Source organism: Nocardiopsis sp. NPDC055551, from assembly GCF_053619415.1.
This window is the reverse complement of the sequence record NZ_JBSHJJ010000003.1, coordinates 193,560-217,593: the sequence shown is the minus strand read 5'-3', so window position 1 is coordinate 217,593 and position 24,034 is coordinate 193,560. Positions and strand designations below refer to the sequence as shown.

General features: G+C 69.4%; 26 protein-coding genes. 7 read left to right on the top strand and 19 right to left on the bottom strand.

The annotated features are described in order from the left end of the window. Positions 1 to 125 precede the first annotated feature (125 nt). Positions 126 to 1,142 (top strand): CAF17-like 4Fe-4S cluster assembly/insertion protein YgfZ, encoded by a 1,017-nt coding sequence (gene ygfZ, locus ACWGSK_RS07345; protein ID WP_358503590.1) that lies wholly within the window; start codon positions 126 to 128, stop codon positions 1,140 to 1,142. A 4-nt stretch (positions 1,143 to 1,146) separates the two neighbouring features. Here the strand turns inward: ygfZ and ACWGSK_RS07340 are convergent, their stop codons facing one another. The 4 genes from ACWGSK_RS07340 to ACWGSK_RS07325 all read right to left on the bottom strand — a co-directional run bounded on the left by ACWGSK_RS07340 (position 1,147) and on the right by ACWGSK_RS07325 (position 6,581). Next, positions 1,147 to 1,851: a DUF4352 domain-containing protein gene (locus tag ACWGSK_RS07340; protein ID WP_358503593.1), complete on the bottom strand. Its 705-nt coding sequence runs from the start codon at positions 1,849 to 1,851 to the stop codon at positions 1,147 to 1,149. Positions 1,852 to 2,329: 478 nt separating this feature from the next. Further along, a complete protein-coding gene (locus ACWGSK_RS07335; protein ID WP_358503595.1) occupies positions 2,330 to 3,043 on the bottom strand; it encodes a type 1 glutamine amidotransferase in 714 nt (237 codons plus the stop codon). Between the two features lie 11 nt (positions 3,044 to 3,054). Continuing rightward, positions 3,055 to 4,311 carry a MurT ligase domain-containing protein gene (locus ACWGSK_RS07330; protein ID WP_358503597.1) on the bottom strand — a complete coding sequence of 419 codons (1,257 nt, stop codon included), beginning with the start codon at positions 4,309 to 4,311 and terminating at the stop codon, positions 3,055 to 3,057. 86 nt (positions 4,312 to 4,397) lie between these two features. Further along, positions 4,398 to 6,581 (bottom strand): hypothetical protein, encoded by a 2,184-nt coding sequence (locus ACWGSK_RS07325; protein ID WP_452455440.1) that lies wholly within the window; start codon positions 6,579 to 6,581, stop codon positions 4,398 to 4,400. 413 nt (positions 6,582 to 6,994) lie between these two features. Between ACWGSK_RS07325 and ACWGSK_RS07320 the strand changes: the two genes are divergently transcribed. Next, positions 6,995 to 7,465, top strand: coding sequence for a hypothetical protein (locus ACWGSK_RS07320; protein ID WP_358503600.1), 471 nt, complete (start codon positions 6,995 to 6,997; stop codon positions 7,463 to 7,465). Between the two features lie 76 nt (positions 7,466 to 7,541). Here ACWGSK_RS07320 and ACWGSK_RS07315 read toward each other — a convergent pair whose 3' ends face one another. The 6 genes from ACWGSK_RS07315 to ACWGSK_RS07290 all read right to left on the bottom strand — a co-directional run bounded on the left by ACWGSK_RS07315 (position 7,542) and on the right by ACWGSK_RS07290 (position 11,829). After that, on the bottom strand, positions 7,542 to 7,847 hold the full coding sequence (locus ACWGSK_RS07315) for a DUF1416 domain-containing protein (RefSeq protein ID WP_067600299.1): 306 nt from the start codon (positions 7,845 to 7,847) through the stop codon (positions 7,542 to 7,544). Next, positions 7,844 to 8,689: a sulfurtransferase gene (locus ACWGSK_RS07310; RefSeq protein WP_358503604.1), complete on the bottom strand. Its 846-nt coding sequence runs from the start codon at positions 8,687 to 8,689 to the stop codon at positions 7,844 to 7,846. Before ACWGSK_RS07310 ends, ACWGSK_RS07315 begins: the two co-directional genes overlap by 4 nt. A 382-nt stretch (positions 8,690 to 9,071) precedes the next feature. Continuing rightward, positions 9,072 to 9,158, bottom strand: a complete 87-nt coding sequence (locus tag ACWGSK_RS07305; protein ID WP_355267795.1) for a putative leader peptide — start codon at positions 9,156 to 9,158, stop codon at positions 9,072 to 9,074. Between the two features lie 165 nt (positions 9,159 to 9,323). Continuing rightward, positions 9,324 to 9,647: a TlpA family protein disulfide reductase gene (locus tag ACWGSK_RS07300; protein ID WP_358503610.1), complete on the bottom strand. Its 324-nt coding sequence runs from the start codon at positions 9,645 to 9,647 to the stop codon at positions 9,324 to 9,326. Next, positions 9,647 to 10,345 carry an LmeA family phospholipid-binding protein gene (locus ACWGSK_RS07295; protein WP_452455439.1) on the bottom strand — a complete coding sequence of 233 codons (699 nt, stop codon included), beginning with the start codon at positions 10,343 to 10,345 and terminating at the stop codon, positions 9,647 to 9,649. The genes ACWGSK_RS07300 and ACWGSK_RS07295 overlap by 1 nt, the downstream gene beginning before the upstream one ends. 335 nt (positions 10,346 to 10,680) lie before the next feature. Next, entirely contained in the window at positions 10,681 to 11,829 is a 1,149-nt protein-coding gene (locus tag ACWGSK_RS07290) for a putative quinol monooxygenase (protein ID WP_358503616.1), read from the bottom strand. Positions 11,830 to 12,076: 247 nt separating this feature from the next. Between ACWGSK_RS07290 and ACWGSK_RS07285 the strand changes: the two genes are divergently transcribed. Next, the gene (locus ACWGSK_RS07285; protein WP_452455438.1) at positions 12,077 to 12,883 is read left to right on the top strand and encodes an HAD family hydrolase; all 807 of its coding nucleotides are present in this window, start codon (positions 12,077 to 12,079) and stop codon (positions 12,881 to 12,883) included. Between the two features lie 99 nt (positions 12,884 to 12,982). On the opposite strand, the gene ACWGSK_RS07280 is transcribed toward ACWGSK_RS07285, so the two are convergent. Then, a complete protein-coding gene (locus ACWGSK_RS07280; RefSeq protein ID WP_358503619.1) occupies positions 12,983 to 13,663 on the bottom strand; it encodes a hypothetical protein in 681 nt (226 codons plus the stop codon). A 123-nt stretch (positions 13,664 to 13,786) separates the two neighbouring features. Here ACWGSK_RS07280 and ACWGSK_RS07275 point away from each other — a divergent pair, with 123 nt between their 5' ends. Further along, positions 13,787 to 14,272 carry a MarR family winged helix-turn-helix transcriptional regulator gene (locus ACWGSK_RS07275; RefSeq protein ID WP_358503622.1) on the top strand — a complete coding sequence of 162 codons (486 nt, stop codon included), beginning with the start codon at positions 13,787 to 13,789 and terminating at the stop codon, positions 14,270 to 14,272. Positions 14,273 to 14,312: 40 nt separating this feature from the next. Here the strand turns inward: ACWGSK_RS07275 and ACWGSK_RS07270 are convergent, their stop codons facing one another. The 5 genes from ACWGSK_RS07270 to ACWGSK_RS07250 all read right to left on the bottom strand — a co-directional run bounded on the left by ACWGSK_RS07270 (position 14,313) and on the right by ACWGSK_RS07250 (position 18,704). Next, a complete protein-coding gene (locus tag ACWGSK_RS07270) occupies positions 14,313 to 15,260 on the bottom strand; it encodes an NAD-dependent epimerase/dehydratase family protein (protein ID WP_358503625.1) in 948 nt (315 codons plus the stop codon). 223 nt (positions 15,261 to 15,483) lie between these two features. Then, the gene (locus ACWGSK_RS07265) at positions 15,484 to 15,582 is read right to left on the bottom strand and encodes a 30S ribosomal protein bS22 (RefSeq protein ID WP_013155353.1); all 99 of its coding nucleotides are present in this window, start codon (positions 15,580 to 15,582) and stop codon (positions 15,484 to 15,486) included. Between the two features lie 295 nt (positions 15,583 to 15,877). Continuing rightward, the gene (locus tag ACWGSK_RS07260) at positions 15,878 to 16,513 is read right to left on the bottom strand and encodes a histidine phosphatase family protein (RefSeq protein WP_358503628.1); all 636 of its coding nucleotides are present in this window, start codon (positions 16,511 to 16,513) and stop codon (positions 15,878 to 15,880) included. 34 nt (positions 16,514 to 16,547) lie between these two features. Further along, positions 16,548 to 17,843 (bottom strand): glutamate-1-semialdehyde 2,1-aminomutase, encoded by a 1,296-nt coding sequence (gene hemL / locus ACWGSK_RS07255; protein ID WP_452455437.1) that lies wholly within the window; start codon positions 17,841 to 17,843, stop codon positions 16,548 to 16,550. A gap of 198 nt (positions 17,844 to 18,041) precedes the next feature. Then, positions 18,042 to 18,704, bottom strand: a complete 663-nt coding sequence (locus ACWGSK_RS07250; RefSeq protein WP_358503634.1) for a phosphatase PAP2 family protein — start codon at positions 18,702 to 18,704, stop codon at positions 18,042 to 18,044. A 274-nt stretch (positions 18,705 to 18,978) separates the two neighbouring features. On the opposite strand from ACWGSK_RS07250, the gene rraA reads away from it, so the two are divergent. Beyond that, a complete protein-coding gene (rraA, locus tag ACWGSK_RS07245; protein ID WP_358503637.1) occupies positions 18,979 to 19,461 on the top strand; it encodes a ribonuclease E activity regulator RraA in 483 nt (160 codons plus the stop codon). A gap of 63 nt (positions 19,462 to 19,524) precedes the next feature. Here the strand turns inward: rraA and ACWGSK_RS07240 are convergent, their stop codons facing one another. The 3 genes from ACWGSK_RS07240 to ACWGSK_RS07230 are packed head-to-tail and all read right to left on the bottom strand — an operon-like array spanning position 19,525 to position 21,847. Continuing rightward, the gene (locus tag ACWGSK_RS07240; protein ID WP_358503640.1) at positions 19,525 to 20,292 is read right to left on the bottom strand and encodes an ABC transporter; all 768 of its coding nucleotides are present in this window, start codon (positions 20,290 to 20,292) and stop codon (positions 19,525 to 19,527) included. Then, complete coding sequence (locus ACWGSK_RS07235; RefSeq protein WP_358503643.1) at positions 20,289 to 21,188, bottom strand: ABC transporter ATP-binding protein; 900 nt, start codon at positions 21,186 to 21,188, stop codon at positions 20,289 to 20,291. Before ACWGSK_RS07235 ends, ACWGSK_RS07240 begins: the two co-directional genes overlap by 4 nt. Next, positions 21,185 to 21,847, bottom strand: a complete 663-nt coding sequence (locus ACWGSK_RS07230; RefSeq protein WP_358503646.1) for a hypothetical protein — start codon at positions 21,845 to 21,847, stop codon at positions 21,185 to 21,187. The genes ACWGSK_RS07235 and ACWGSK_RS07230 overlap by 4 nt, the downstream gene beginning before the upstream one ends. Before the next feature lie 255 nt (positions 21,848 to 22,102). Here ACWGSK_RS07230 and ACWGSK_RS07225 point away from each other — a divergent pair, with 255 nt between their 5' ends. Continuing rightward, positions 22,103 to 23,389: a sensor histidine kinase gene (locus tag ACWGSK_RS07225; RefSeq protein WP_358503649.1), complete on the top strand. Its 1,287-nt coding sequence runs from the start codon at positions 22,103 to 22,105 to the stop codon at positions 23,387 to 23,389. Next, complete coding sequence (locus ACWGSK_RS07220) at positions 23,386 to 24,033, top strand: response regulator transcription factor (protein ID WP_358503652.1); 648 nt, start codon at positions 23,386 to 23,388, stop codon at positions 24,031 to 24,033. Before ACWGSK_RS07225 ends, ACWGSK_RS07220 begins: the two co-directional genes overlap by 4 nt. Position 24,034: the final 1 nt, after the last annotated feature.

The following is a 24,034-nucleotide window of genomic DNA, read 5'->3' as shown; positions in this document are numbered from 1 at the left end:
CCTTTCCTGCGTGCCGCCAAACTACGTCTCGTGGACGGTGGCGGGCAAGTGATTTTCTGTGATCTGTATCCCCAGGTCGATCGCGCCCCTGTGTCCTCTTGGACGGGGCGGATACCCTCGGCGGTATGACTTCGCCGTTGCTGACCACACCCGGTGCCGTGAGCGCCGAGACCCCCGACACCGACGTCGCCGCGCACTACGGCGACCCCTCGCACGAGGGCCGCGCGATCGAACGTTCCAGCGCCTGGGTCGACCGGAGCAACCGGGGTGTGGTGCGGGTGAGCGGACCCGACCGTCTTGGCTGGCTCAACGACCTCACCAGCCAGCTGACCCGGGACCTGGCCCCGGGCGTCGGCACCGAGGCGCTGATCATGGACGCGCGTGGCCGGCTGAAGCACCACCTGTCGATGGTGGACGACGGTGAGTCCACCTGGATGCACACCGAGCCGGGTGACGCCGCCGAGACGGCCCGGTTCCTGGACTCGATGGTGTTCATGCTGCGGGTGGAGGTCGAGGACCTCTCGGACTCGCTCTCGGTGTTGACGTTGCTCGGCCCGGACCGGGACAAGGCACTGGCCGTGGTGGAGGGTCCGGTCACCCGGGCCACCGAGCACGAGATCGACCTGTTCGTGCCCTCCGAGGAGCTCGTGACCACCGCGAGGAAGCTGACGGAGGCGGGAACCCGACCGGCCGGCATGTGGGCTTATGAGGCGCACAGGATCGCCTCGCACCGGGCTCGGGCCGGTCTGGACTCCGACGAGCGCGCCATTCCGCACGAGATGGACTGGATCGGTTCCGCCGTGCATCTGGAGAAGGGCTGCTACCCCGGGCAGGAGACGGTGGCCCGGGTGCACAACCTGGGTCGTCCCCCGCGCCGCCTGGTGCTGCTGCACCTGGACGGCACCAGGGAGCGGCTCCCCGTGGTGGGCGCCGACATCGAGTTGGAGGGGCGTCGGATCGGCCGCGTGGGCAGTTCCGCCCGCCACCACGAGTTGGGGCCGATCGCGCTGGGGCTGGTCAAGCGGACGGCGCCGATCGACGCCGTTCTGGCGGTGGACGGTATCGCCGCCGGCCAGGAGGTCATCGTGGACCCGGACACCGGGGCCAACGCCCAGATCGATCTGCGTCGCCGACCTCGGTAGGGCTTCAGGAAGGTCGTAGGTCGCTCTGCCCGGAGACCAGAACGTGGTCGAAATCGGTGCCCTCGGGCGCCAGGAACATCAGGTGCGTGGTGACCGTGGTGCCGGGGTTGATCTCGTCCCAGAAGTAGTCATGGGCCACGGTCCACTCGGCATCGGGATCGTTGGCGAAGGTCTCCCCGTCCGTGGTGTGGCCCCGGGTGCCGTTGCTGTCGAAGATCGCCGGTGAGGAACCCTCGTTGGTGACGTTGAGCCGGTAGATGTAGTACGTCATGCCCGAGGGGGCGGTGGCGTTCGTGCCCATCCCGTCGGTGATGGTGCTGTCGGTGTAGGCCACCTCGACCTCCACCCGGAACGGACCGACCGACGTCGAGGATCCGTTGAAGGAGGACAGCGGCACGGATTCGGAAGGGTCCGCCTGCTGCCCGGGACCGGACGCCTCCGGCTGTCTCGGTTCCTCGGTCGGTTCCGCGGAGGGCGCGGGCGAGGTCTCCGGATCGGACCGCGCGCCCTGTTCCGACCCGCTTCCCGCCGGGTCGCGATCCTCCTCTCCCACCACGATCCGCACATCGGGGGTCGGCAGCCCGCCCATGGCGGCCAACGCCGCCGTGCACCCACCGGCCGCCACGAGCACGGCGACGGGGATCGCGAGGACACGTGCGGACCGTCCGAAGCGGCCGACGGAACCTGGGGGCGGATCGGTGGCACTCATACCCGTGTGACACATACCACAGCACGGACATTCCGAAATTGTGCCCCGTTTGCCCACCCTCGACCGAAATCCGACCCTCGCCACGGAGGGTTATCGGTGGTTCTTCATCGGTTACCACCCGCGGAGCCCGACCCACTCGTTATCTTCCCCTGAAGGCCTGCGCGGCACGAACGAATCGGGGGACGTGGATGAGCGGAATCGACCGACCGGTGGACCTTTGGGTCAGACTGAGACGATTCGTCGGCCCTGACCGAGAGAGCCCCGACGACCGCGCGCCCACACGGCCGGAACCCCACTGGCGCGCCCCCGTCTCCCACCGGGAGAACGGTCTCACCCACCACGAATTCGCCCATGTGCTGGGGATGGGCCGTGTCTCCCCCCTGTTCCAACGCCACCGCTGGTGACCGGCGAGGGTGCCCACCGGCTCCGGACACACGAAGGCCCGATGGGAAGGACTCCCACCGGGCCGATCGAGTCTCTAGCGAAGAGCCGCCGTCAGGCGTTCGTCGTGCAGACGCTCGCCCCAGGCCGGGGGCAGCGGGTTCAACTGCCCCACACGCCAACGCAACAGCAGGTCGGCCAGTTGCGGGTTGCGCGGCAAGGCCGGCCCGTGCAGGTAGGTACCGAGCACCTGGCCCTGGTAGGCGCCCTCGGTGCGGTCGTCGTTGCCGATGCCCTTCACCGTGGTGGACAGCGGTCGGGCCTGCGGACCGATGGCGGTCCGGCCCTGGTGGTTCTCGAACCCGGTGATCCGACCCACGCCCAAGGCGGGGTCGACGTCGGCGACGATCTCGCCCACGGCGCGGCTCTGACCACGGCCGCTGCGGATGTCGAGGATGCCCACGCCGGGGAGCGGATTGTCGTCGTTGTCGCCGTAGCTCTCACCGATGATCTGGTAACCGGCGCAGACCGCGAAGACGCAGGCGCCGCGCGCGGCGGCCCGGGCCAGACCACCGTCGGCGCGAAGACGCTCGGCGGCCAGGATCTGCGGCCGGTCCTCGCCACCGCCGAGCAGGTAGACGTCACCCTGCTCGGGCACGGAGTCGCTGGAGTTGACCTGTACGACCTCGGTCGGGATGCCGCGCAGTTCGGCGCGACGCTTGAGGATGAGGACGTTGCCCTGGTCCCCGTAGGTGCTGAGCAGGTCGGGGTAGATCCACACGATCCGCAGGGCGCTGCTGTTGTTCGACATGGCTGGGTCTCCTACTGGATGCGGCCGTACGCGGTGCGGATCTGCTGGAAGGCGGTGTAGTTGGCGATGACGTCGACCTTGGTGATGTCGGGACGGTCTGCCTTGAGCTTGGCCAGAACCTCGTCCACCCGCTCGGCGACCTCGAAGGGAACCTCGTCGGTCTCCAGCCGCAGGGCGAGGTCGGTACGACGCTCACCCATGATGAAGACCCGACGGTCGCGCAGGACCCTGTAGTCCACGTCCCACAGCCAGGAGGTGTCCTTACCGTCGGAGACCTGGGCGTTGACCGCCAGGATGACCGGAACCCGCGGCGGGTCGAGGACGGCGAAGGATTCGAGCCATCCGGCCGGGTTCTTGGCGAGCAGGAGGCGAACCTCCACGCCCATGGTCACCACGGAGGTGTAGCGGCCCGCCACCGAGGTGATGTCGCGGAGGCGTTCGACGGTGCGCTCGGGGTGGATGCCATAGGCGGCGGCGGTGGCCGCGGCGATCGCCGCGTTGGAGCGGTTGGCGTCACCCGGCAGGTTGAGGCGAAGCTTGATCTGCTGCCCCTCGGGGGTGATGAGGGTGTCGGAGTCGTTGTCCACCGCCCAGGTGGTCCGAGGCCGGGCCAGGCCGCACTCGGGGCACTCCCAGTGTGGATCGACCTCGCGCTTGAGGTGGGCGCCGCACTCGGGGCAACACCAGGAGTCCTCCTTCCAGCGCTGGCCGGCGGAGACCCAGGTGGCGTTGGGAGCGCCCAGACCGGCCCACGCCACGAGGGGGTCGTCGGCGTTGGCGATCACGTGGGTGTTGCTCTGCGCCAGGGTGGTGCGCCACTTCTTCGCGAGGAGGTTGATCTCCGAGGCGCGGTCCATCTGGTCACGGCTGAGGTTCATCAGTACGACGAAGGCGGGGTTGGTCGCCTTGATGACCTGCGGGAGGTACTTCTCGTCGACCTCCAGCACGCCGTTGACGGCGGCCTTGTTGGCGGCCAGCGCGGTGATGTGCCCGGTGGGCATGTTCGCGCCGTGTTCGTTGGTGGCCACGTCACCGAACTCACGCAGGGCCTGCGAGATGAGACGGGTCGTGGTGGTCTTGCCGTTGGTGGCGCTGACCAGGGCGAGACGGCGACCCTGGGCGAGCTTGGCGAGCAGGTCGGGTTCGACCTTCAGGGCGACGCGGCCGCCGATAACGGAGCCGTCTCCGCGTCCGGTGGCCCTGGACAGGCCTGCCGCGCTCCTGCCCAGTACCGAAGCCAGTTGGGCGCGCAAGGAAAGCTCGCTCATCAAATCTCCACGATCGCTAGATCACCCGCGCGAACGCGCTGTGGCGGCGGGCGATGTGTCGGGCCAAGCCTATTGTCCACCGCTGTTCAGACCCGCCAGTCCAACCGCTCGGGTGGCGGCCCGAGGTTGGGCGGGACCCGTGTCGGATCGGAACCGTCGCCGGTCACCGATTCGGGCGTTTCCGGGACGTTCCCGACCATGGATGCGTTTCCGGGTCCGGGGCCCCGCGCGCTGTCACCCGGTGGTTCGATCCTCGTGCCGCCGGCCGGGGAACGCCGTGGTTCCTCGGCCTTCGGACCCGGACCATCTGGGCCCTCGACCCGGCCGACGCCCCTACCGATACCGGGGTTCCGGTGGTCCTCGGCGGTGGCGAGGGTGGCTGTGGACAGGGTGAGAATACCCGGATTGGTGTCGGTCAGGACCGGGCCGGCCGAGGTCAGGACGAGGGCCGCGGTGGGTGGCAGCTCCCGGAGCGACTCCGCGTCCAGAGCGCTGATCCGCACCGTGGTCTCCTCTTCCCCCGTCGACGCGATGGGGGTGTCGATCTCCGCCGCCTGCGCGGTGGCCCGCCCCCAGGCCGTGGCGGATCTCACATGCCTGACCAGATCCAGCGGGGAGATCGCGGCGGCCGCGTTGCGGATGAGCGCACCGGACTCGGTGTGCGGAGAGGGGAAGAGGGGTTCCTCGTCGGAAGCGTTCTCGTCGTCACCGTCGAGTTCGGTGACCGAAGCGCCGACGGCCTCGCCGATCACCTCGGTGAGCCGGTGGATCTCCAGGTCCTCCCGGTCGCTCCCGGATCCGTCGACCACCTCGGCGACCACTCGCGCGACCCTCCCGTCCCGATCGGGCCGCCGCATCACCACGGGCAGGCAGGACGGATCGGACAGGTGGCGGACCGCGGCGGGCACCGCCTCGCGGAACATCAGGACCACCTCGACACCGCCGTCCTCGGCCGCGTTCAGGACCTGCTCCACCTCCTCCTCCGGAAGTGTCTCCGCGCCGCAGACGACCACGGTACGGGTTCGATCCGGTCGTACCCGTGGGGCTCTACCCCCGGGGACCGCCGGGCCCGGTTCACGTGTCTCCAGGAGCTCGCTGAGCGCCGCCACCGCGTAGGTTCCGTACACCCGCGCGGCCGCCGCCCCGGAGGCCCGGTCGGTGGAGATGATCTTGACCTGGGCGTAGGCGGCGTCGTCGGCGCGGGTACCGACCGCTTCGAACGGGCTGAGTCGCTCTTCCAGGGCCCAGGCCCGTTCACGGACCTCGGGGTCGTCCGCGCAGCGTTCCCGCACCCTGGTGCGTTCGTCCACGGTGAGCAGGGCCAGGGCGGGGTCGTCCTCGGCGTCGTCGTCGGCGGGGGTCAGCAGGGCGCGCAGACCACCGATGAGGCGGGCGATGTCCACGTTCCGGCCGAGCACCTCCAACAGACGCAGCAACAGCGTCTCGTCGGCGTCGACGTCCTGGACCCTCCCCGTGGCCGCGGCGACGGCGGAGAGGACGCGGGCACGCTGACCGGCGTCCAGGTCGGTTCCCAGGGTCATCCGCGGTAAGTCGGCGGGGAGCACCCATCTGCGCGGCTCCACGGCGCAACGACGGGCGAGACGGACGAGTTCGCGGGCGACCCCGTGCCCGGTGAGGTCGACGACCGTCAGGTCACCGCCCTCCCTCAACCGGGAGACACCGACGGTGGTGAGCAGCGCCGACCACCCGGTGTCGCCCCCGCCCACCACGACCACCGCGGAGGTGCCGGCCGGCACGGTCATGCCGTACCAGCGTGGTTGCGCCTCGTAGGCACGGGAGGCCGCCTGCCATTCGGTGTACCGGGTGGCGTGTTCGCGTTGCCGTTCGCGCAGGATCCGTTCCCGCTCGGTACGTTCGGCGGCCAGTCGTTCCTTCGCCCGTTCCAGGCGTTCGGAGATGACCTGGCGGCTCTGGACGAGCGCGAAGGCGACGGGCGCCGCGATGGCCACGCAGGCGAACACGCCGCCCAGCGCCAGACTGCCGGGAAGGACGCGCATCAGCCACAGCGCCGGGAACAGGAGCGCCGGTAGGGCGAGTCCGACCAGCGCGAAGTAGAGGGGACGGTTGGTCTGCGCCTCGCTGTCACGCTGACCCGCGATCCACTCCTCGGAGACCGTCTGCGCGTCCGAGGGCGCGGGACGGCGCGGGGCGGGACCGGGTGGTGGCAGGAGGATCCTGTGCCGCCATCCGAGGTAGGTGCGTCCCGTCTCGCCTCGGGCCGCGTTCGCCGACGACCGTGCTTTGGGCACCGTCCGAACACCTCCTCGCCGGCGGCAGAGAGGGACCGCCGGGGAATCGTTCATGTGGGGGGCTTCGGCCACTGGGCGGTCGAAGCTCGGGCACCGGCGTACCGGCGCCCTCGTGCTTGCCACGGCCGGCCATGCCCGACGTTCGAACACGGAACGCGCACGGACCTTCGAGCGGCGTGGCCGTGATCATCAGTGAAGCAGGGCCGCCCCCCGCTTTCCAGTACCGATCCCCCACCTGTGGAAAACCCACGCGTCGAGCGGCCGCTCACCCGACTCCCTCGTCGGCCGGAACCCGGACGATCCGCGCGACCGGTGAAGCGACATAATGCCGGCGAAGGTCACGCCCCTCGGATACCCGGGAGTCCCCCATCTCCGGTCCCACCCTCGTCCTGCCTCTGTTCTCACTCCTGCTCATGGTCGCCGCCCTGGTCTGCGTGGCACGGGGCCATGTCTGGAATCACCGAAGGGGGCGCACCCACTGGAGGGAACGCGCCCTCGCCCACAAGGCACCGATCGGCGCGGAACGGCGCAGGATCCGTCCGTACCTGCGCCGTGGTGCGCCCGCGCCCGACCCCGAAACGGCTCAGCTGACCGTCAGTGCGGCCGCCGACCTGAATCGCCGGTGGCAGAACCCTTGGTACTTCTCAGGCATGATCCTGTTCCTTCTCGGCAACTCTGTGATCCTGATCGCCAGGTCGATGGTTCAGGATGGGTCCTCCGTCTTCCTGTGGTTCGGGATCGCCGCCTTCTCCTTCGCCGCCACTTCCCCCTTCTACCGCCAGGCGATGCTCGACCAGGCGAGGCTGGCTCTGGCGATCAACCGGGAGCTCGCCGAGCTGTACGAAGTTCCGGATGAGGAGCCGCCACCGCCCCGGGAGCGCTGAGCCTGGAAAACGACGCGGCGCCGGTGCCGGACGGATCTCTCCGTCGGCACCGGCGCTGCGGTGGTTCGACCGTCGGTCAGGCCTGGACCTGTACGTCCACGACCTTGCCGACCTCCGCCTGGACGGGGTATTCGCCGGTGAAGCCCTTCGAGGCCAGCACCCGCACCTTCCAGGCACCATCGGTGGCGAAGAACCGGAAGGTCCCCTCGTCACCGGTGGCGACCTCTCCGACGAAGTCGTCGGAGGAGTTCAGCAGACGGGCGTAGGCACCGCGCAGCGGCTGCCCGTCACGTGTCACCGTGCCCTGGATGACCGCCTGGCTTCCCGCGTCGACGTCGGCCAGGGCGACACCGCCCTCGGGGGCTCCGCAACTGTCGCTCACTTGGGCTCGGCCTCCCCCACCTCGACCGGAACGCCGACCAGGGAGCCGTACTCGCTCCAGGAGCCGTCGTAGTTCTTGACGTTCGGGATGCCGACGATCTCGCGGAGCGCGAACCAGCTGTGCGAGGAGCGCTCGCCGATACGGCAGTAGGCGATGATGTCCTTGTCCAGGTCCACACCGGCCTCGGTGTAGAGCTCGCGCAGTTCCTCGGCGGTCTTGAAGGTGCCGTCCTCGTTGGCCGTCTTGGCCCACGGGATGTTGCGCGCGGTGGGGATGTGCCCACCGATCTGGGCCGCCTCCTGCGGGAGGTGTGCCGGGGCGAGCAGCTTGCCGGTGAACTCGTCGGGCGAGCGGACGTCGACCAGGGCCTTGGTGCCGATGGCCTCGACGACCTCGTCGCGGAAGGCGCGGATCGAGGTGTCCTGTTCCTTGGCCTCGTACTCGGTCGCGGCCCGCTCGGGGACGTCCTTGACCAGCTCGCGGGAGTCGAGCTCCCACTTCTTGCGGCCACCGTCCAACAGGCGGATGTTCTCGTGGCCGTAGAGCTTGAAGTACCAGTACGCGTAGGCGGCGAACCAGTTGTTGTTACCGCCGTACAGGATGACCTGGTCGTCGTTGCCGATGCCCTTGGCCGACAGCAGGTTCTCGAAGCCGGTCTTGTCCACGAAGTCGTGGCGGACCGGGTCCTGAAGGTCCGTCTTCCAGTCGATCTTGACAGCGCCTCGGATGTGGCCCTTGTCGTAGGCGGACGTGTCCTCGTCCACCTCGACGAGAACGACGTCGGCGTCGTCCAGGTGAGCCTCCACCCAGTCGGCGTCCACGAGGACGTCGGAGCGGCTCATGGGGAACCTCCTGTGTTTCTGTGCGATGTCGCGTGTGAGTCGGATGCGTGGTGCTTCCGGGCCCTGCTGCCGGAAGTCGGGGTGTCGTCGTGGCCTTCCCCTGATGGGGATGTCCCCTGTCGGGGGGACGTGTTCGGGGTACCCCGCTACACCCGGCGAGGGGCCGGGTGGAAGGCGGGAAGGGCACTACGCGGAGTAGGGGCGAACGTGGTCGCGGCCTGCCGCTCCGAGCTCACGAGGGTGCGGGCGTCGATGTGTCGCTCTGTGCCGGGGGCGTACGAACGCCCGTCGAACTCGACTCGCATGAAACTTCATCCCTGTGTGCGTGGAGATCCGAGGAAGCCGATCGCACGAAATAGGCGGGGCCGAGGGCCCGTCCGCCCTAGGGACATGGACAGAGCGCGGCGGCGACGCGGCAGAAATCAACCGCCCGTCGCTTCGTCAGATACGCGCTCGTCAAGGAAGTCACGTCTTAGACGCTACAGGCAGCACCACTGATTGTCACTGGTGGCCTGGATCACAGGGGAAGCCGTATTGCCCGCTCCGCCGGGCCGGACTGGCTTTCAGGGTGTTCCGGAATATGAGAACGGCGTCTCGGAGAGCATTCATGGAAGAGAACCGCCCGGGCTCGGGTCTAGGAGACGGCCTGTCCGAGCGCGGCGATCACGTCGGGTTTGCGGGGCTGGCCTTGTGCCCGCCGCACGATCCGGCCGGAAGCGTCCAGGACGAAGACGGTGGGGGTCCCCCGCACCTCCAGCCGACGCACCAGGTCCAGGTGCGACTCGGCGTCGACCTCGACGTTGGCCACACCCTCCACCATCGACGCCACTTCCGTCAGGACGCGGCGGGTGGCTCGGCAGGGCTGGCAGAAGGCACTGGAGATCTGCACGAGGGTGGCCCTCGCCCCCAGCTCGGCGCCGATCTCCTCGGCGCCGAGCGACTCCACCGCGGGGGCCATCAGGCGACCTCGGAACCCATCAGCGGAAGGTCCAAGCCGGCACCGGTGATCAGCAGGCCACTGGAAGTGGCCTCCACGTCGGTGACGGTCAGGCCGAGCGGCAACTCGGGGACCTGCGCGCTGAAGGTGAGCATTCCGGCCACCTGGTCGTCGACGTCGATCGGCAGGTCACCGACCTCGATGTCCCGAGGGGTGACGGAGAGGACGTCCCCGTCGACCGTGAACTCGCCGGCGCTGGACACCGAGGTGCTCAGACCCAGTTCGGGCAAGGCGAGCTCACCGCTGATGCGGGGCTCGTCGCCCTCCGTGCTGATGGTCATGCCCTCGGGCAGGTAGGGGTTGAAGTAGGAGTAGGGCACCACGAAGGAGCCCTCGACCTGGCCCGCGATCACGGTGGGCTGGTCCATGAGGTCGCTCAGCGGCGCCTCGACGTTCGAGGCGGTGGCCTCGACCTGCTCGACCGTCACATCGCTCATCGTGGCGCTGTCGGCGTTGATGTCGACCTCGGTGTAGGTACCGCTCAGTACCTGCGGCAGGAAGGCCCAACCCTCGATGGACACGTCCGGATCCTCGGACATCTCCATCTGATCGGCCAGACGTTCGGCGAGGGTGTTCTGCGCGAATGAACGCGCCCCGATGTCCGCCACCACCACGAGAGCCGCGAGGAGGATCAGGAAGACGAGAAGGAACTTACGCATCGGAGATCCCAGCACACTTTCTTTCGATCCGGCTTTCGATCCGGCGCGCCTCTCGGCTGGGTCGTCCGGCCGGTCGTGGTCACACGCCACCGGCACCCGGAGGGCACCGGTCATGAAAAACCTGTAGGGAAGGGTACGTCACTTCGCATATGACGCGGAGATGTCCGGGTTGGTTGCGGTCCCGAGCCATCGAGACGCGAACGAGAGGAACCGGGGGCGGCGTGGGGCGCCTTCGAGGCGTGGGCGGAGGGTGAACGAGCGAGGCGCCCCCATCCGTTACGGAGAGGGGCGCCGGCGACGAAACCGCTGTTCCAGCGGGGATCACGCGGATCGCGTCAACGAGGCATCAGCATGGCGGCGAGGCCGTCGTTGGCGGACGCGTCGGAGAGCGAGAGTTCGATCACGTTGGTGGCGACCACGTGCGCCGGCAGTCGGCGGGCGAACTCCAGCATGTGCGACTGCTGCTCGTGTTCCTCCTGCGCGAGCTCGTCCCGGTAGATCGCGTAGACGATGCGCTGCAACGGCGCGCTGGGCACCGTGTGCGAGGCGAACAAAAGGGTGTCGGGCTCACGCGCGGACACCTCGCCGACGACGGCGTTGGCGAGCCGGTCGAAGCCGTCACCCTGCCCGTCGGCGAGCGTGTAGATCGTGATGACGCCGCGCAGCTTGCTGCTGGGCGGCGTGGGCGCCGGGGCCCCTGCGAAGTGGTCGTCGTAGTGGTCGGCGTTGCGGCGCTTACGGCGCACGGGCTCCTCCTGCGGTTCGTCGAGTTCGTCGTCCGCGTCGTCGTACTCGTCGTCGTAGTAGTCGTCGTCATCGTCGTAGACGTCGCGACGGGGCTTGGCCGCCAGTGCTCCGGCGCCCCAGAGCGCGGAGACCGCGCCGAGCATCAGCAGCGGGCCCACGGCGTCCAGCCCGAAGCGGCCGACGACCGCGGAGAGGAGCGTGGCCAGGGCGAGCAGCCCGAGAACGATCAGATCGGTCCTCCCGGGGCCGCGGAGGCCGCGCCGCGCGACGGAGACCAGCGCGGTGACGAGGAGGACGACGGCGAAGACCTGCGCACCGTTCACGAGCGCGCGCGGGATCAGATCGTAGTGTTCGGCCAGCGGGGGGAAGGAGGAGTCGAAGCGACCGCTGGCGCGGTCGACGGCCAGCACCACCAGGGGAACGATGGTGAAGACGCTGAGGAACAGGCGTGAGGTGAACCGGGCGTTCGGCGCGCGGACCGCGTATTCGAAGGCCCCCCACGCCATGTAGACGGGCCCGAGGAGGCTGACACCCAGTTGCAGGAGTCGGAAGGTGGGCTCACCGAAATCGAACAGCACCCCGATCACCGCGGCGCTGAGTCCCACCGTGACGGCCAGCGCGGCGATCAACCATGCGATCGCGGCGATACCGGGCCGACGTTGGGCATAAGCGGTCAGCGCGGCGGTGGCGCTCCAGCCGACCAACGCGCTAATGAATGTCAGACCTACCGTGACCATCTCGACAATGATGATGCACGCTGATGAGTGGATGTGCACAACGTGCACTTTTGAGGGGTCGGCCCCTGAGGAGATCTCGCAGAGTGCGGGCCGGAACCGCCTTTTACACTGTGAGCTTCATCACCAGGATTCTCGTGGCGGTGCAGCGGCCCCACCGGGGCGCCTCGTGCCCCTAGGCTCACAGTACGCGGGGGCCTCACCCCGGCCGCCGGAGGGCGACCTCCCCCACCTGATCCAGGAGAGAACCGTGCCATTGGACGCGACGTTCCCGAACCCGATCGGTCCCGGCGCCGCCTTCTTCGACGTGGACAACACCCTGATGCGCGGCGCTTCGATCTACCACTTCGCCCGCGGGCTCGCCTCCCGTGACCTGTTCACCACTCGCGACCTCATGCGGTTCGCGTGGGGGCAGACGGTGTTCAGGGTGACCGGCAGCGAACAACCCGAGCACATCAACGCCGCACGTGAGGCCGCCCTGGCGTTCGTCGCCGGACACGACGTGCGGGACCTGGTCGCCCTCTGCGAGGAGATCTACGACGACACCATGGCCGATCGCATCTGGGAGGGCGCCCGACGGCTCGTTCAAGGCCACCTGGACGCCGGGCGGCCGGTCTGGCTGGTCACCGCGACCCCGGTGGAACTGGCGGAGATCATCCGACACCGGCTGGGACTGACCGGCGCATTGGGCACCGAGGCCGAGAGCGTCGACGGGGTCTACACCGGACGACTCAACGGCGACCTGCTGCATGGTCCGGCCAAGGCCGTGGCGGTGCGGGAGCTCGCCCGCAAGGAGGGGTGGGACCTGGCGGGCTGCTCGGCCTACAGCGACTCCTCGAACGACCTGCCGCTGCTGTCGTTGGTGGGCGATCCGCACGCGGTCAACCCGGACGGGGACCTGCGCCGGTACGCCCGGACCCACCAGTGGCCGGTCCACGACTTCCGCAGACACCGACGAGCCCTGAAGGTGGCCGTCCCCGCGGCCGTGGCGGGTGCGGTGGCCGGCGCGGTCGCGGTGCGTGCGGTACGGCACCGCAAGTCCTTCCCCACCCCCTGAGGAACTCCCCGAGAAGCGCTGAGCGGAACGCAGAGCGACGCTCGCCCTCGAACCCGTCCCCTTTTCCCCCTGCCATGAGTCCGGGCCGCCGCAGCACGTTCAGACGCGCCGATAGAACACCGGCAGCGCCCTCATCCCCTCCGAGCGCAGCCCGCCGCGCACCCTTCGGAAGAAACTCGGCCGAACGAATTGCGCGAGCAGGAAGCGCAGCGGCCCTCCCGGCAACCGAACCTGGTTGACCATGGCGAAGGCGGCTTCTCCCTGTGGTCGCAGGAGGGTGCTGTTGTCCACCCCGATCGAGGTGACGTACCAGTGGGCCAGGTCCTCCCAGGCCACGACGGCGCGTTCGGGATCGGGCGCGGTGAAGTGGTTGAACAGGAAGGTCGACCTGGAACCGTCCTCGGTCTCGCCGATCCGGCGGACGTTGCGGGCGACCATCACGAGCTCTCCGTCCAATGCCCGATAGGCCTCCGAGCCCAAGAGGTCGTCGGCGGCCTCGGGCGAGACGGTCGTGATGAGAAGGAGGACGTCGTACCGGGGGGCTCCGGACAGCGGCGGCATGAACACGGCTTCGTAGAGAGCGACGGCGACGACCTCGGGCCGGGCCTCCACCTCGGGGAGAAGCCCGCCGAACTCCGCCAGGGCCTCCTCCCGTCTCCGGTCACCTCGCACGATGGGCCCGCGTTCGGGCGGTGACACGCTCACGCCGATGTACACGTAGCCGTACGGGTGCGGTGGGTCGAACATCGGGCCGGAGTGCCCGGGCGTGGCGGCTGCCATGACTCGCTCCTCACTCGGCGCCGCACGGGGCTCCGGCGGACACCGTGGTCTGGCATCTCAGCCTAGAGGCAACACTTCGGATATACAAACAGTTTGCTCACCCGAATCTTTATGATCATGGGCATGGCACAGGAGCGCGCTTCAGAACCCTTCCAACGCCCCGATCCGAAACTGGTGGCGGAACTCGGGGTGATACCGCAGTTGGAGGTCTACTTCCGACGGATCCGCACGGACATGCCCGATGACGTCGCCGCGGTCTTCGCCGAACACGGACTGACCGCGCGCCATGGCGGGGTCCTCGGACAGCTGGCGGTGGTCCGCTCCATCGGCGTCGGTGAACTGGCCGAACGCATGGCCGTCTCCATGCCGACCGCCAGCGAACTGGCCGGTGACCTCAGGAGGGCGGGACTGGTCGTCGCCGAGGAGGATCCGGACAATCGCCGGCGCACCCTGCTGAGTCTGGCCACGGGTTACCGGCCGTCGGTGGAAGCACTGGTCGCGGCGCGTGCGGCGCCCTTGCGACGCGCGATGGAACGCCTGCCCGAGCGCGACCGCGCGGGTTTCGCGGCGGGCCTGCGGGCATGGGCGGAGGAACTGCGGGACCGGTGAGCGCTCCCCGGTCGGTGCGGGGGTGGGGTAACGGGTGGGGTCAGCGGCCCAGGGTGGCTCGGGCCAGAGCGATGACGTGCCCCGGGCGCAGTCCGGCGCCGCGTCCACCGCTTCGAGCGACGCCGCCACGGCTGTGCGCGTACGACTCGAAGGCCTCGATGGAACTGTAGGCGGGCGACCAGTCCAGGGCTGTGCACAGCGAGGTCGGGTCCAGCCGGGCGGCGTGCAGCCCGGTGTTGACGGTGCGGGCGGCGCTGGCGCTCGCGTAACCGATCCGGCCGCGCTTGGCCACGCCGCGCAACGCCTTCAGGCCGCGGGCCGGCACTGGGACGCGCTGGCCGCCGATGCGGCGCAGGCAGTGTGAGAGGGGGACCGTGTCCGCCCCCGAGACGTCGAAGAAACCGGTCTGTTCGCTCAGCGCCATGAGCGTGAGCGCTTCGGCGCCATCGTCCTCGTGCAGGAACTGCACGCGCGGGTCTCGGCCCATGACGGTGGGCACGACCCGGTAGTCCATGTAACGGGTGAGGGGGGTGTCCACGGAGGGACCGATGAGGTTCGCGAACTTCAGCACGGCCACGGACAGGTCCGGGCGCCGGCGTTGGAGTGCGCGGGTGTCCCGCTCCACCACGGCCGCGTCGTCGGCCTCCCACGTGGCGCTGGAGCGTACCACGAGACGGCGGACGGAATCGGAACGCTGGGCCGCGCCCAGGACACGCATGGTGCCGAGGAGGTCGTCCTCCCGGTCCGCGCCCTTCACCGTGTCCAGACCCAGGTGCAGGACCAGGTCGGCGCCCGAGTCGGTGACGATCCGGTCCAGGCTTCCGTCGTGCAGGTCGACGTGCCGGTACTCGATCCCCGGCAGTTCACCCGGGGGAGGTGAGGAGTCCGCTCCGATCACCCGGCGCACGCCGGGCCTCTCACTCAGGGCCTGGGCGACCCTGGCAGCGAGGGGGCTGGAGACCCCGGTGACCAGTACGACACGAGCCATGGCGACACGTTCCTTGGAAGGAGACGGTGGTGCGAAAGGCCCGCGGACCGTTCACCCGCCAGGGGGTGAAGCGGCGACCGCGACCCGTGAAGCACAACAGCGCTTCACCCAGAAAATTCCATTGCCGTGGGCAATGCCACGCAAAGGGGGAAGTGTCTCCGCGTCCGAGGCGAGCCCTGGGGCACGCCCAAGCCCGCGGAGATACGTTCGCCGCTGAGAGGTCCTACTTCTTGTTGCGACGCGCGACACGCGTGCGCTTGAGCAGCTTGCGGTGCTTCTTCTTCGCCATCCGCTTACGACGCTTCTTGATGACGGAACCCATGGGATCACCTTCTCGCTGACGAGTGAGTACGGACATGCCGAACCGCTGATGCGGAACACCTGGCGGCTCGGATGCGGTAACCGGGCTCGCGGTGGCTCACACGCGTTTCGCGTGCGCGGCCGGTGCGACCGGGGCGGACCCCGGGGAGGGCGGCACTGAGCACGCATATCTACCGCACCCGTGGCCCCAGCTTATCCGGTAGGTCGTGTTCAACGGACACGAACCACGCGAAGTACGGCCTCGGGGCGGCCCGTTCCGGCCGCCCCGCAGGCGGTCTCACACTTCGAACAATCGGTCAGGCACCCGGAACGGACTGCCCATCGACGTACAGCCCGGCCGCCGGCTCCGCGTAGCTGACGCTGGCCAGACGCTGGTCGGCGAAGGTCAACGACGTGACGCTGGCCAGGTTGCACTCGCGCCGATCCGGCCGGTGCCACAGTCGCTTGCCCTCCGAGGCCCGTCGTGCCATCCAGATCGGCAACTGGTGGCTGACGCACACGGCCTCGCGCCCCCAGGCCGCCCGACGGACCACCTTGATCACGTCGACCATCCGTTGCACGACCTGTTGGTAGGGCTCGCCCCACGAGGGCTGGAACGGGTTGTAGAGCCTCCTCAGCACCTGTGGGTCGCGGGCCGAGGCCGCGGACAACGTCATTCCCTCGAACTTGTTGGCCGCCTCGATGAGCCGATCGTCCAGGGTCACCGGCAGGTCGAACGCCTTCTGCAGCGGGATCGCGGTCTCCTGGGTGCGATCCAGCGGCGAGGAGTACAGGGCCGCGATGTCGTGGCCCTCGAACCAGTCGGCGGCCAGCTCCGCCATCCGCTGCCCACGATCGCTCAGGTGGTAGTCGGGCAAGCGTCCGTAGAGGACCTTGTCGGGGTTGTACACCTCACCGTGGCGAAGCAGGTGGACGACGGTGGTCGTGGTCATCGTAGGAGTCCTTCTGTGCGGGGTTCGGGCGTGATCAGCCCTGGGCCTCGGCGGCGGCCCGGGCCGCCTTCGGCAGGGCGGCGACCACCTGGTCGATGGCGTTCTCGTCGTGCGCGGCCGAGAAGAACCAGGCCTCGAACGCGGCGGGCGGCAGGTACACGCCCTGTTCGAGCATGGCGTGGAAGAACGCCGCGAACACCTTGGTGTCGGTGGCCCGAGCGGTGTCGAAGTCGACGACGTCCTGGTCGGTGAAGAAGACCGTGAACAGGTTGCCGCCGTTCTGGATCCGGTGGGCGACCCCGGCGGCGCCGAGCGCCTTGGAGACCTCGGCCTGAACCTGTGTGGACACCCGGTCGATGTGTTCGTAGACCGCCAAGGTCGCACCACGCAGGGTGGCGAGGCCCGCCGCCGTGGCCAGCGGGTTCCCGGACAGCGTGCCCGCCTGGTAGACGGGGCCGTTCGGGGCGAGCCGGTCCATGATGTCGGCGCGTCCGCCGAAGGCCGCGGCGGGCAGTCCGCCGCCCATGACCTTGCCGAACGTCACCAGGTCACCGGCGACCTCCTCCAGGCCGTACCAACCGGAGGTACTGACGCGGAAGCCGGTGAGGACCTCGTCGAGGATCAGCAGGGCGCCGTTGGCGTGCGCGATCTCCTTGAGCCGGGCGTTGAATCCGGCGCGGGGCGGGACCACGCCCATGTTCGCCGGGCAGGCCTCGGCGATCACGCAGGCGATCTCGTCGCCGTGCTCGGCGAAGGCCCGTTCGACGGCCTCGACGTCGTTGTAGGGCAGCACGATGGTGTCCGCGGCGCTGGCACCGGTGACACCCGGGGAGTCGGGCAGCGCGAAGGTGGCGAGACCTGAACCGGCGGCGGCGAGAAGGGCGTCGACGTGGCCGTGGTAGTTGCCGGCGAACTTGATGACCTTGCCGCGCCCGGTGAATCCGCGGGCGAGGCGGATCGCGGACATGGTGGCCTCGGTCCCGGAGTTGACCAGGCGGACCTTCTCGACGGAGGTGCGTTCCACGATCAGCTCGGCGAGTTCGACCTCACCGGGCGTCGGGGCGCCGTAGGAGGTACCGGCCGCCACCTGACCGTGGAGGGCCTCCACCACGGAGGGGTCGGCGTGGCCGAGGACGAGCGGCCCCCAGGAGCAGACGAGGTCGACGTAGCGACGACCGTCGGTGTCCGTGAGGTAGGGGCCCTCGCCCTTGACGAAGAAGGGCGGGGTGCCGCCGACGGCGCCGAAGGCGCGGACGGGCGAGTTCACGCCGCCGGGGACGACGGCGGCCGCCCGCCGGAAGAGCTCTGCGGAAGTCTGTTGAGTACCCACCTCACCAGTGTCTCAGCTGTCCCCTCCACCGCGACCGTGACCCACCCCGCACTTCGTGCCACCTGGGCTCCGGGTACCCGCTCGATCACGCAGGATGACGCGTACGAGCCGGTAGACGTCGGTGCCGGGCTCCGGACCCGCGGGGAGACGAACATGTGCCCTGCTCCGGGAATGGAGCAGGGCACACGGGTTCGGGGTCTACGCCTTGGCGTGCGTGTCCTGCCGAATGGCCTCGTGGCCGGGGCCGGGGACCGGGGGCTTGGCGCGCAGGAGGGGGCGCAGCGCGTCGATCTCCGCGAGCCGGTCGACGAGGAAGGTCATCGGGCGGGCGGCCAGGAGGGAGACCAGGGTGGCGACGATGGCGCCGACCAGCAGGCCGACCGTGACGTCGTGCGGGTAGTGGGCGCCGACGAAGACCCGGGAGAAGGCCTCCAGGAAGGCGAAGACGGCCGCGACGACGGCGAAGCGGCGCCAGGCGATGATGATCGCGGCCGCGGCGGCACCGGCGATCGCGGAGTGGTTGCTGGGGAACGACCAGTCGCCGATGGGATCACAGGTGGCGATGACGCTGAGGTCCGTCATGGCCTGACAGGGCCGCATCTGTTGGAAGAACGACTTGATCGTCACGCTGACGAAGTAGGCGATGACGGTCGCGACCGGGGCGAAGAGCGCCAGGCCGACTCGGCGCGAGTCGACCGATCGGGCCTTCCACCAGGCCATGAGGAACAAGAGCGCGAAGACACCGAGGAACAGGTCGGTGCCCAGCTCTGCCGCGGACTGCATCCAGGGGTCGAGTCCGGCGGCGAAATCGATCACGGCTCGCGACCAGGCGGCGCTGATGGCGAAGATCTCGGAGACCATCTCTCTCCATTGGGGTCGTACGGGGGAGAAGAGTCGCTCAAGCGGCAGGGAAAAGGCTGGGCGACGTTCCGGTGACGGAACTCCCACGGTCGAATGACGGGAAGCCTTCATCCTGTCATCAACCGGAACCCCGCAGGGCCGTACTACGCCGAAATCCGACGAAGGCGCACGTCCGGTCCGATGTAGGAGACACGCGACCCCGACGAACGCCCTCGGCACTACCGCTGAGTAATTTGGACGGGCCCATCCGTCTCTCCCAGCGACCGGAGCTGTCATGGCCACGAACTTCACCACCGCGGACCTGATCGACGACCACGGCGACACCCTGCGCAGCTGCTCCACACAGTTCCGCCGCTACGGCGGCCACGACGTGTTCTCCGGGCCGATCCGCACCGTGCGCTGCCACGAGGACAACGGCCTGGTCAAGCAGATCCTCGCCTCCCCCGGCGAGGGCGCCGTCCTGGTCGTGGATGGGAACGGCTCGCTGCGCACCGCCCTGATGGGCGACATGATCGCGGAGTCCGCCGTGCGCAACGGCTGGGCCGGGGTGGTCATCAACGGCGCGGTCCGCGACACCGTCGCCCTCGGGGGTCTGGAGCTGGGCGTGAAGGCCTTGGGCTCCAACCCGCGCAAGTCCGTGAAGGACGCGGCCGGTCGGCAGGACGTCCCGGTGACCTTCGGCGACGTCACGTTCGTCCCCGGCGAGTGGCTCTACAGCGACCACGACGGCATCGTCGTCAACGAGACACGGATCTGAGACGAATCAGACATGAACGATGGGGGCCGGAGAAGGCCCCCATCGTTCACTTACCGACACGAATCAGATCTCTCGGGCACCGCTCCGGTTCAGCGCGAGGGCGAGGGCCCCGACGGTGAGCACGACGGTGGTCGCGATCGCCGGGAGGAGGTCGCCGAGCGGCGCGCCCACCGCCGGAAGCACCATCCCCTGGAGCAGGGCGCCGGGCGCCCACTCGGCCAGGAACGGCAGGCTCCCCGCCCCGGCGCAGACCACCAACACCAGGACGGCGATACCGACCACGGCGAGCGCGTTGCGGACCAGGGACGACGCCAGTGCCACCACCGCGACCACGAAGACCATGTACACCCCGCCCAGCAGGGCACCGAGCATGGTCGCCGGCAGCGGCGGCCCGTCGAAGAACATCGCGGTGAACGCCCAGGCCACGAGTGCCCCCACCAGGTGCGCGAGGACGGCGGCGAGTGCGGGCAGGACGACCCGGGGCAGGATCAGTCGCGCCGTCCCCGACACCCTGGACCGGTAGAAGACGGAACGGCCGGGGGCGGCGTCCACCGTCAGGGCCATGGCCGCCACCAGCACCACGAGCAGCACTCCCAGGGGCGCGACCAGTTCGACGTGGGAGGCCAGGGCGTCGCCGGCGGTCATCGTCGGGACCTCCAGGTCCAACGCCGCCAGTTCGCCCTCGGGATCGGCCAGCCGGAGCAGGTCCTCCATGAAGTAGGCGGTCAAGGGTCCGACGGCACCGGAGGCGGTGAAGGCCAGGACCAGCAGGAGCAGGGTGTGCGTGCGCAGCAGTCGGAGGGCTTCGAGCCGGTAGAGGGTGCCGTTCATCGGTCCGTCCTGTTCGTGAGGGAGAGGAAGACCGACTCCAGGTCCTCCTGGTATCCGTGGAGGCCGACCAGTGGCACACCGTGCTCGGCGAGGGCTCGGGGGATCCCCGACTCGCCCGCGGTCGCGTCGACGGCTTCCAGGAGCACGCAGTCCTCCTCGACCGCGTCCGCCCGGGTGACCCAGTCCTCGGCGGCCAGGAGCGCGGCGAGGTGGTCGGCCCGCCCGCGGATCCGCAGATACCAGGCGTTGGGGCGCCCCTGGTCGGCGATGTCGGCGACGGGGCCCTGGTGGACCACACGGCCCCCGACGATCACCACGACGTCGTCGCACACTCTCTGGACGTCTCCGAGTAGATGACTGGCGAGGATGACGGTGCACTCCCGACGCAGTTCGGTGATGAGGTCGAGGATGTCGGCCCGGCCCCGGGGGTCGAGCCCGGAAGCCGGTTCGTCGAGGATGAGCACGTCCGGTCGGCAGACCAGGCCGGCGGCCAGACCCAGTCGCTGCCGCATGCCCCGGGAGAACCTCCCGTTGCGACGGTCGGCGGCCTCCGTGAGCCCCACCCGCTCCAGGGCCCTCGCCACCTCGGCGGGCCCGGCGGGCGCCCCCACCATTCGGGCGCTGAGTTCGACCACCTCGGCGGCGGTCAGCCAGGGTTCGAAGTCGGGTACGTCCGGGCAGAACAGGATCCGTTCCGCGTGGGAACGCACCCTTCCGCTCCCCGGAGCGCGGGTTCCGGCGAGGATCGACAGCAACGTGGTCTTTCCGGCCCCGTTCGGGCCGACCACCCCGAAGACCCGCCCTTCGCGGACGGACAAATCGATGTCGAAGATCCCCGTGTTCGTCCCATAGGACCGGGTGAGTTTCTCGACCCCGATCATTTCGTCAGTACTCATGAGTCACTCCTCGAATCGTTCTTCCGGTTCCGTTCTCCGATGAACGGAACGGCACAGCCCACGAGGATCACCGGACCGATCAGACCGGTCGCGTAGGCCGCCATGACCGGTTCCCCCAGGAGGAACCCGGTCGCCCCCGCCACCGAACCGACCAGGACGATGCCCGCGCTCACCGGCCGGCGCGCCCGCTCCCACCAACGGGCGGCCGGATCGTCGCTTCCCCGAGCCGCGCGCAGCAGCGGGACGATGAGCCCGAGCCCCACCAGGAAGAAGGCGAGGACCGCCGCCATGAGGTGGTCGTTGGACGGCCAGGTCGCGTGGCCCGCTTCCCACAGGAGCAGCACCGTGTGCAGGGCCGCCAGGGCCAGGGACAGCAGCGGGAGCAGAAGGTTCAGGAACCGCCGCAGTGAGGGCGCCGACCACGGTGTCCCCTGTCCCGACACCCGTTGGAACCGTTCGCCCAGCGCGGGCAGGAAGGCCACGGTCGGCACGACGAGGAGGGTGACCGCCGGCATCGCCATCGCGAAGAGCGGGCGAGGGGTCATCGTGGGTTCGCCGGAGAAGTCGACCTTCCCGCTGGGGACCATCGCGGGAAGGTCCGCCCAGACGGCGGCGCCGACCCCGAGCATCAGCAGGGACAGGAGTACGGAAATCGTCACCCCCGCCCTCGGGAAGAGGTTTCCCTCCCTTTCCTCGGCTTCTGTTTCCATCTTCCCATCGACCCTTCCTGGTCCCTGAATTCGGCTACAGGTGAAAAGGTAGAAGGGAAGGGCGTGGGCCCACATCGACCCACGGACATGGCGGGGTCACGTCTTTCCCGGCTTCGGAACATGCCGGAGGTCATGGTGACGAACATGCCGATGCCATGACCTTCCCGAGGTCCCCACCGACCATTTCCCGGTTACTCTCAAGAAATGAAGAAGTCCGACGCTCCGCCCGATCTCTCCGCCTGGGTGGCTCTGCGTGGAAACCGCCCCCCGCGAGTGTTGAACCTGCTCTTTTGGATGGCGGTCCTCACCACCATGCTCATGTTCGGGGTCGCCTTCCTCGCCGGCGGCGCGGAGGAGCTCCGGACGACGGACCCCCTGCTCATCGGCTACCTGGTCGCCGGCGCGGTGGGCCTGGTCCTGTCCTGCGCCCTGTGGCCGTTCCTGCCCTGGAGCCCGCGGACCTCATGGGCGGGCCGGGCCGCCACCGTGCTCTTCCTCCTGCTCAGCCTGGGCACGATGTTCATCAGCAACCACACCACGTTCCTCCTGGTGTGCGTGGCCGCGATGAACGCCGTGGCCGTCTTCGGCATCGCCGGACTGCTCGGGTACGCGGTGCTCCTCATCGTGTTCTCGATGACGACGGTCCTCCTCCCCGGGATGCCCCTGCTGGTCGGGGTGGCCCTGGCCATCGGACTGACCATGCTCGCCATGCTGTCCGGGGCGGCCTACGTGGCGTTGTCGGTCGCCGCGCAGCGCGCCGAGCGCACCCGGGAACTCCTTCGCGAGTTGGCCGGCGCCCACGAGGAGCTGCGCCGCCACGCCGACCGTGTTCGGGAGCTGACCGTGGCCGAGGAACGGGCGCGTATGTCCAGGGAGATGCACGACAGCACCGGGCACTACCTCACCGCCCTGACCATGTCGCTGTCCAACGCCCTGCGCTTCCGCACCGCCCGCCCCGAGGACGCATGGACCGAGGTCGAGCAGGCCCGTGAACTGGCCCGTGAGGCGCTCACCGACACCCGGCGTTGGGTGCGCGCCCTGCGCCCGCTCCGGTTGGAGGGACGCGCCGGAACGGCCGCCATGCGCGCGATGACGGAGTCGTTCTCCGGGGGCGGGGTGCGCATCGACTTCACCGAGGCCGGTTCCTGGCCGCGTCTGCCTGAGGAGGCCGAACTGGTCTGCTACCGCACGCTCCAGGAGGGGTTGACCAACGCGATGCGCCACTCGGGCGCGGATCGGATCGAGGTGAAGGTCGAGGCCGCCCCCGAAGGTGTGTCGGTGACGGTGACCGACAACGGCGTCGGGGCGGGCGATGACGTCCTGTGTTCCGGCTTCGGCCTACGGGGGTTGCGCGAGCGGGTGTCGGCGGTGGCGGGCTCGGTGACCGCCGGCGGCCGGACCGGCGGTGGTTTCCGGCTGCGGGTGGAGGTGCCCTGCGAACCCGGAACAGTCGACCGTCCCGCTACCGTGGCCGCCGGGGGTGGCCTGTGAACACGGTGTCCGTACTGGTCGTGGACGACCAGATCCTGCTGCGGCAGGGGCTGCGCAAGCTGTTGGAGATCGAGGAGGGCATCGAGGTCGTCGGCGAGGCCGCGGACGGTGTCGAGGCCTTGGGACTCCTGTCCGCCTCACCACCGCCGAACGTGGCCCTGGTGGACGCCAGGATGCCGCGCATGGACGGCATGGAGCTGATCACCAGGATGCGCGAGGAACACCCCGGGGTACCCGCGCTCGTGCTCACCACCTTCGACGACGACGAACTCGTGTTGGGCTGTCTGCGCGCCGGCGCGCGCGGTTACCTGCTCAAGGACGTACCACCCGAAGAGCTGGTGGCCGCCATCCACCGGGTGGCCGCCGGCCAGACCATCCTGGGCGGGCCGGCCGCCGAACGCCTGGTCGCCGCGTTGAGCGTGCCCGTCCCGGTCGAACCGGAACCGGCCGCTCCCGCGGCGCTGTCCGACCGGGAGTGGGAGGTGGCACGGCTGGTGGGCGAGGGCCGCACCAACCGGGAGATCGCCCGCGCGCTGTTCATCACCGAGGGCACCGCCAAGAACCACGTCACCAGCATTCTGCGCAAACTGGGGCTGCGCGACCGCACGGCCCTGGCCCTGCGGGTCGGCCGCGGCGAGGGCTGAA

Bases quoted from the DNA above. Each gene is read 5' to 3' on its own strand.
- ACWGSK_RS07310 (WP_358503604.1), bottom strand. From the start codon at position 8,689: ATGAGCCGCTCCGACGTCCTCGTGGACGCCGACTGGGTGGAGGCTCAC.
- ACWGSK_RS07265 (WP_013155353.1), bottom strand. From the start codon at position 15,582: ATGGGTTCCGTCATCAAGAAGCGTCGTAAGCGGATGGCGAAGAAGAAG.
- ACWGSK_RS07235 (WP_358503643.1), bottom strand. From the start codon at position 21,188: ATGAGTACTGACGAAATGATCGGGGTCGAGAAACTCACCCGGTCCTAT.
- ACWGSK_RS07335 (WP_358503595.1), bottom strand. From the start codon at position 3,043: ATGTCGAACAACAGCAGCGCCCTGCGGATCGTGTGGATCTACCCCGAC.
- ACWGSK_RS07260 (WP_358503628.1), bottom strand. From the start codon at position 16,513: ATGACCACGACCACCGTCGTCCACCTGCTTCGCCACGGTGAGGTGTAC.
- ACWGSK_RS07300 (WP_358503610.1), bottom strand. From the start codon at position 9,647: ATGGCCCCCGCGGTGGAGTCGCTCGGCGCCGAGGAGATCGGCGCCGAG.
- ACWGSK_RS07270 (WP_358503625.1), bottom strand. From the start codon at position 15,260: ATGGCTCGTGTCGTACTGGTCACCGGGGTCTCCAGCCCCCTCGCTGCC.
- ACWGSK_RS07295 (WP_452455439.1), bottom strand. From the start codon at position 10,345: ATGCGTAAGTTCCTTCTCGTCTTCCTGATCCTCCTCGCGGCTCTCGTG.
- ACWGSK_RS07320 (WP_358503600.1), top strand. From the start codon at position 6,995: ATGGTCGCCGCCCTGGTCTGCGTGGCACGGGGCCATGTCTGGAATCAC.
- ACWGSK_RS07330 (WP_358503597.1), bottom strand. From the start codon at position 4,311: ATGAGCGAGCTTTCCTTGCGCGCCCAACTGGCTTCGGTACTGGGCAGG.
- ygfZ (WP_358503590.1), top strand. From the start codon at position 126: ATGACTTCGCCGTTGCTGACCACACCCGGTGCCGTGAGCGCCGAGACC.
- ACWGSK_RS07275 (WP_358503622.1), top strand. From the start codon at position 13,787: ATGGCACAGGAGCGCGCTTCAGAACCCTTCCAACGCCCCGATCCGAAA.
- ACWGSK_RS07240 (WP_358503640.1), bottom strand. From the start codon at position 20,292: ATGAACGGCACCCTCTACCGGCTCGAAGCCCTCCGACTGCTGCGCACG.
- rraA (WP_358503637.1), top strand. From the start codon at position 18,979: ATGGCCACGAACTTCACCACCGCGGACCTGATCGACGACCACGGCGAC.
- ACWGSK_RS07225 (WP_358503649.1), top strand. From the start codon at position 22,103: ATGAAGAAGTCCGACGCTCCGCCCGATCTCTCCGCCTGGGTGGCTCTG.
- ACWGSK_RS07250 (WP_358503634.1), bottom strand. From the start codon at position 18,704: ATGGTCTCCGAGATCTTCGCCATCAGCGCCGCCTGGTCGCGAGCCGTG.
- ACWGSK_RS07340 (WP_358503593.1), bottom strand. From the start codon at position 1,851: ATGAGTGCCACCGATCCGCCCCCAGGTTCCGTCGGCCGCTTCGGACGG.
- ACWGSK_RS07290 (WP_358503616.1), bottom strand. From the start codon at position 11,829: ATGGTCACGGTAGGTCTGACATTCATTAGCGCGTTGGTCGGCTGGAGC.
- ACWGSK_RS07280 (WP_358503619.1), bottom strand. From the start codon at position 13,663: ATGGCAGCCGCCACGCCCGGGCACTCCGGCCCGATGTTCGACCCACCG.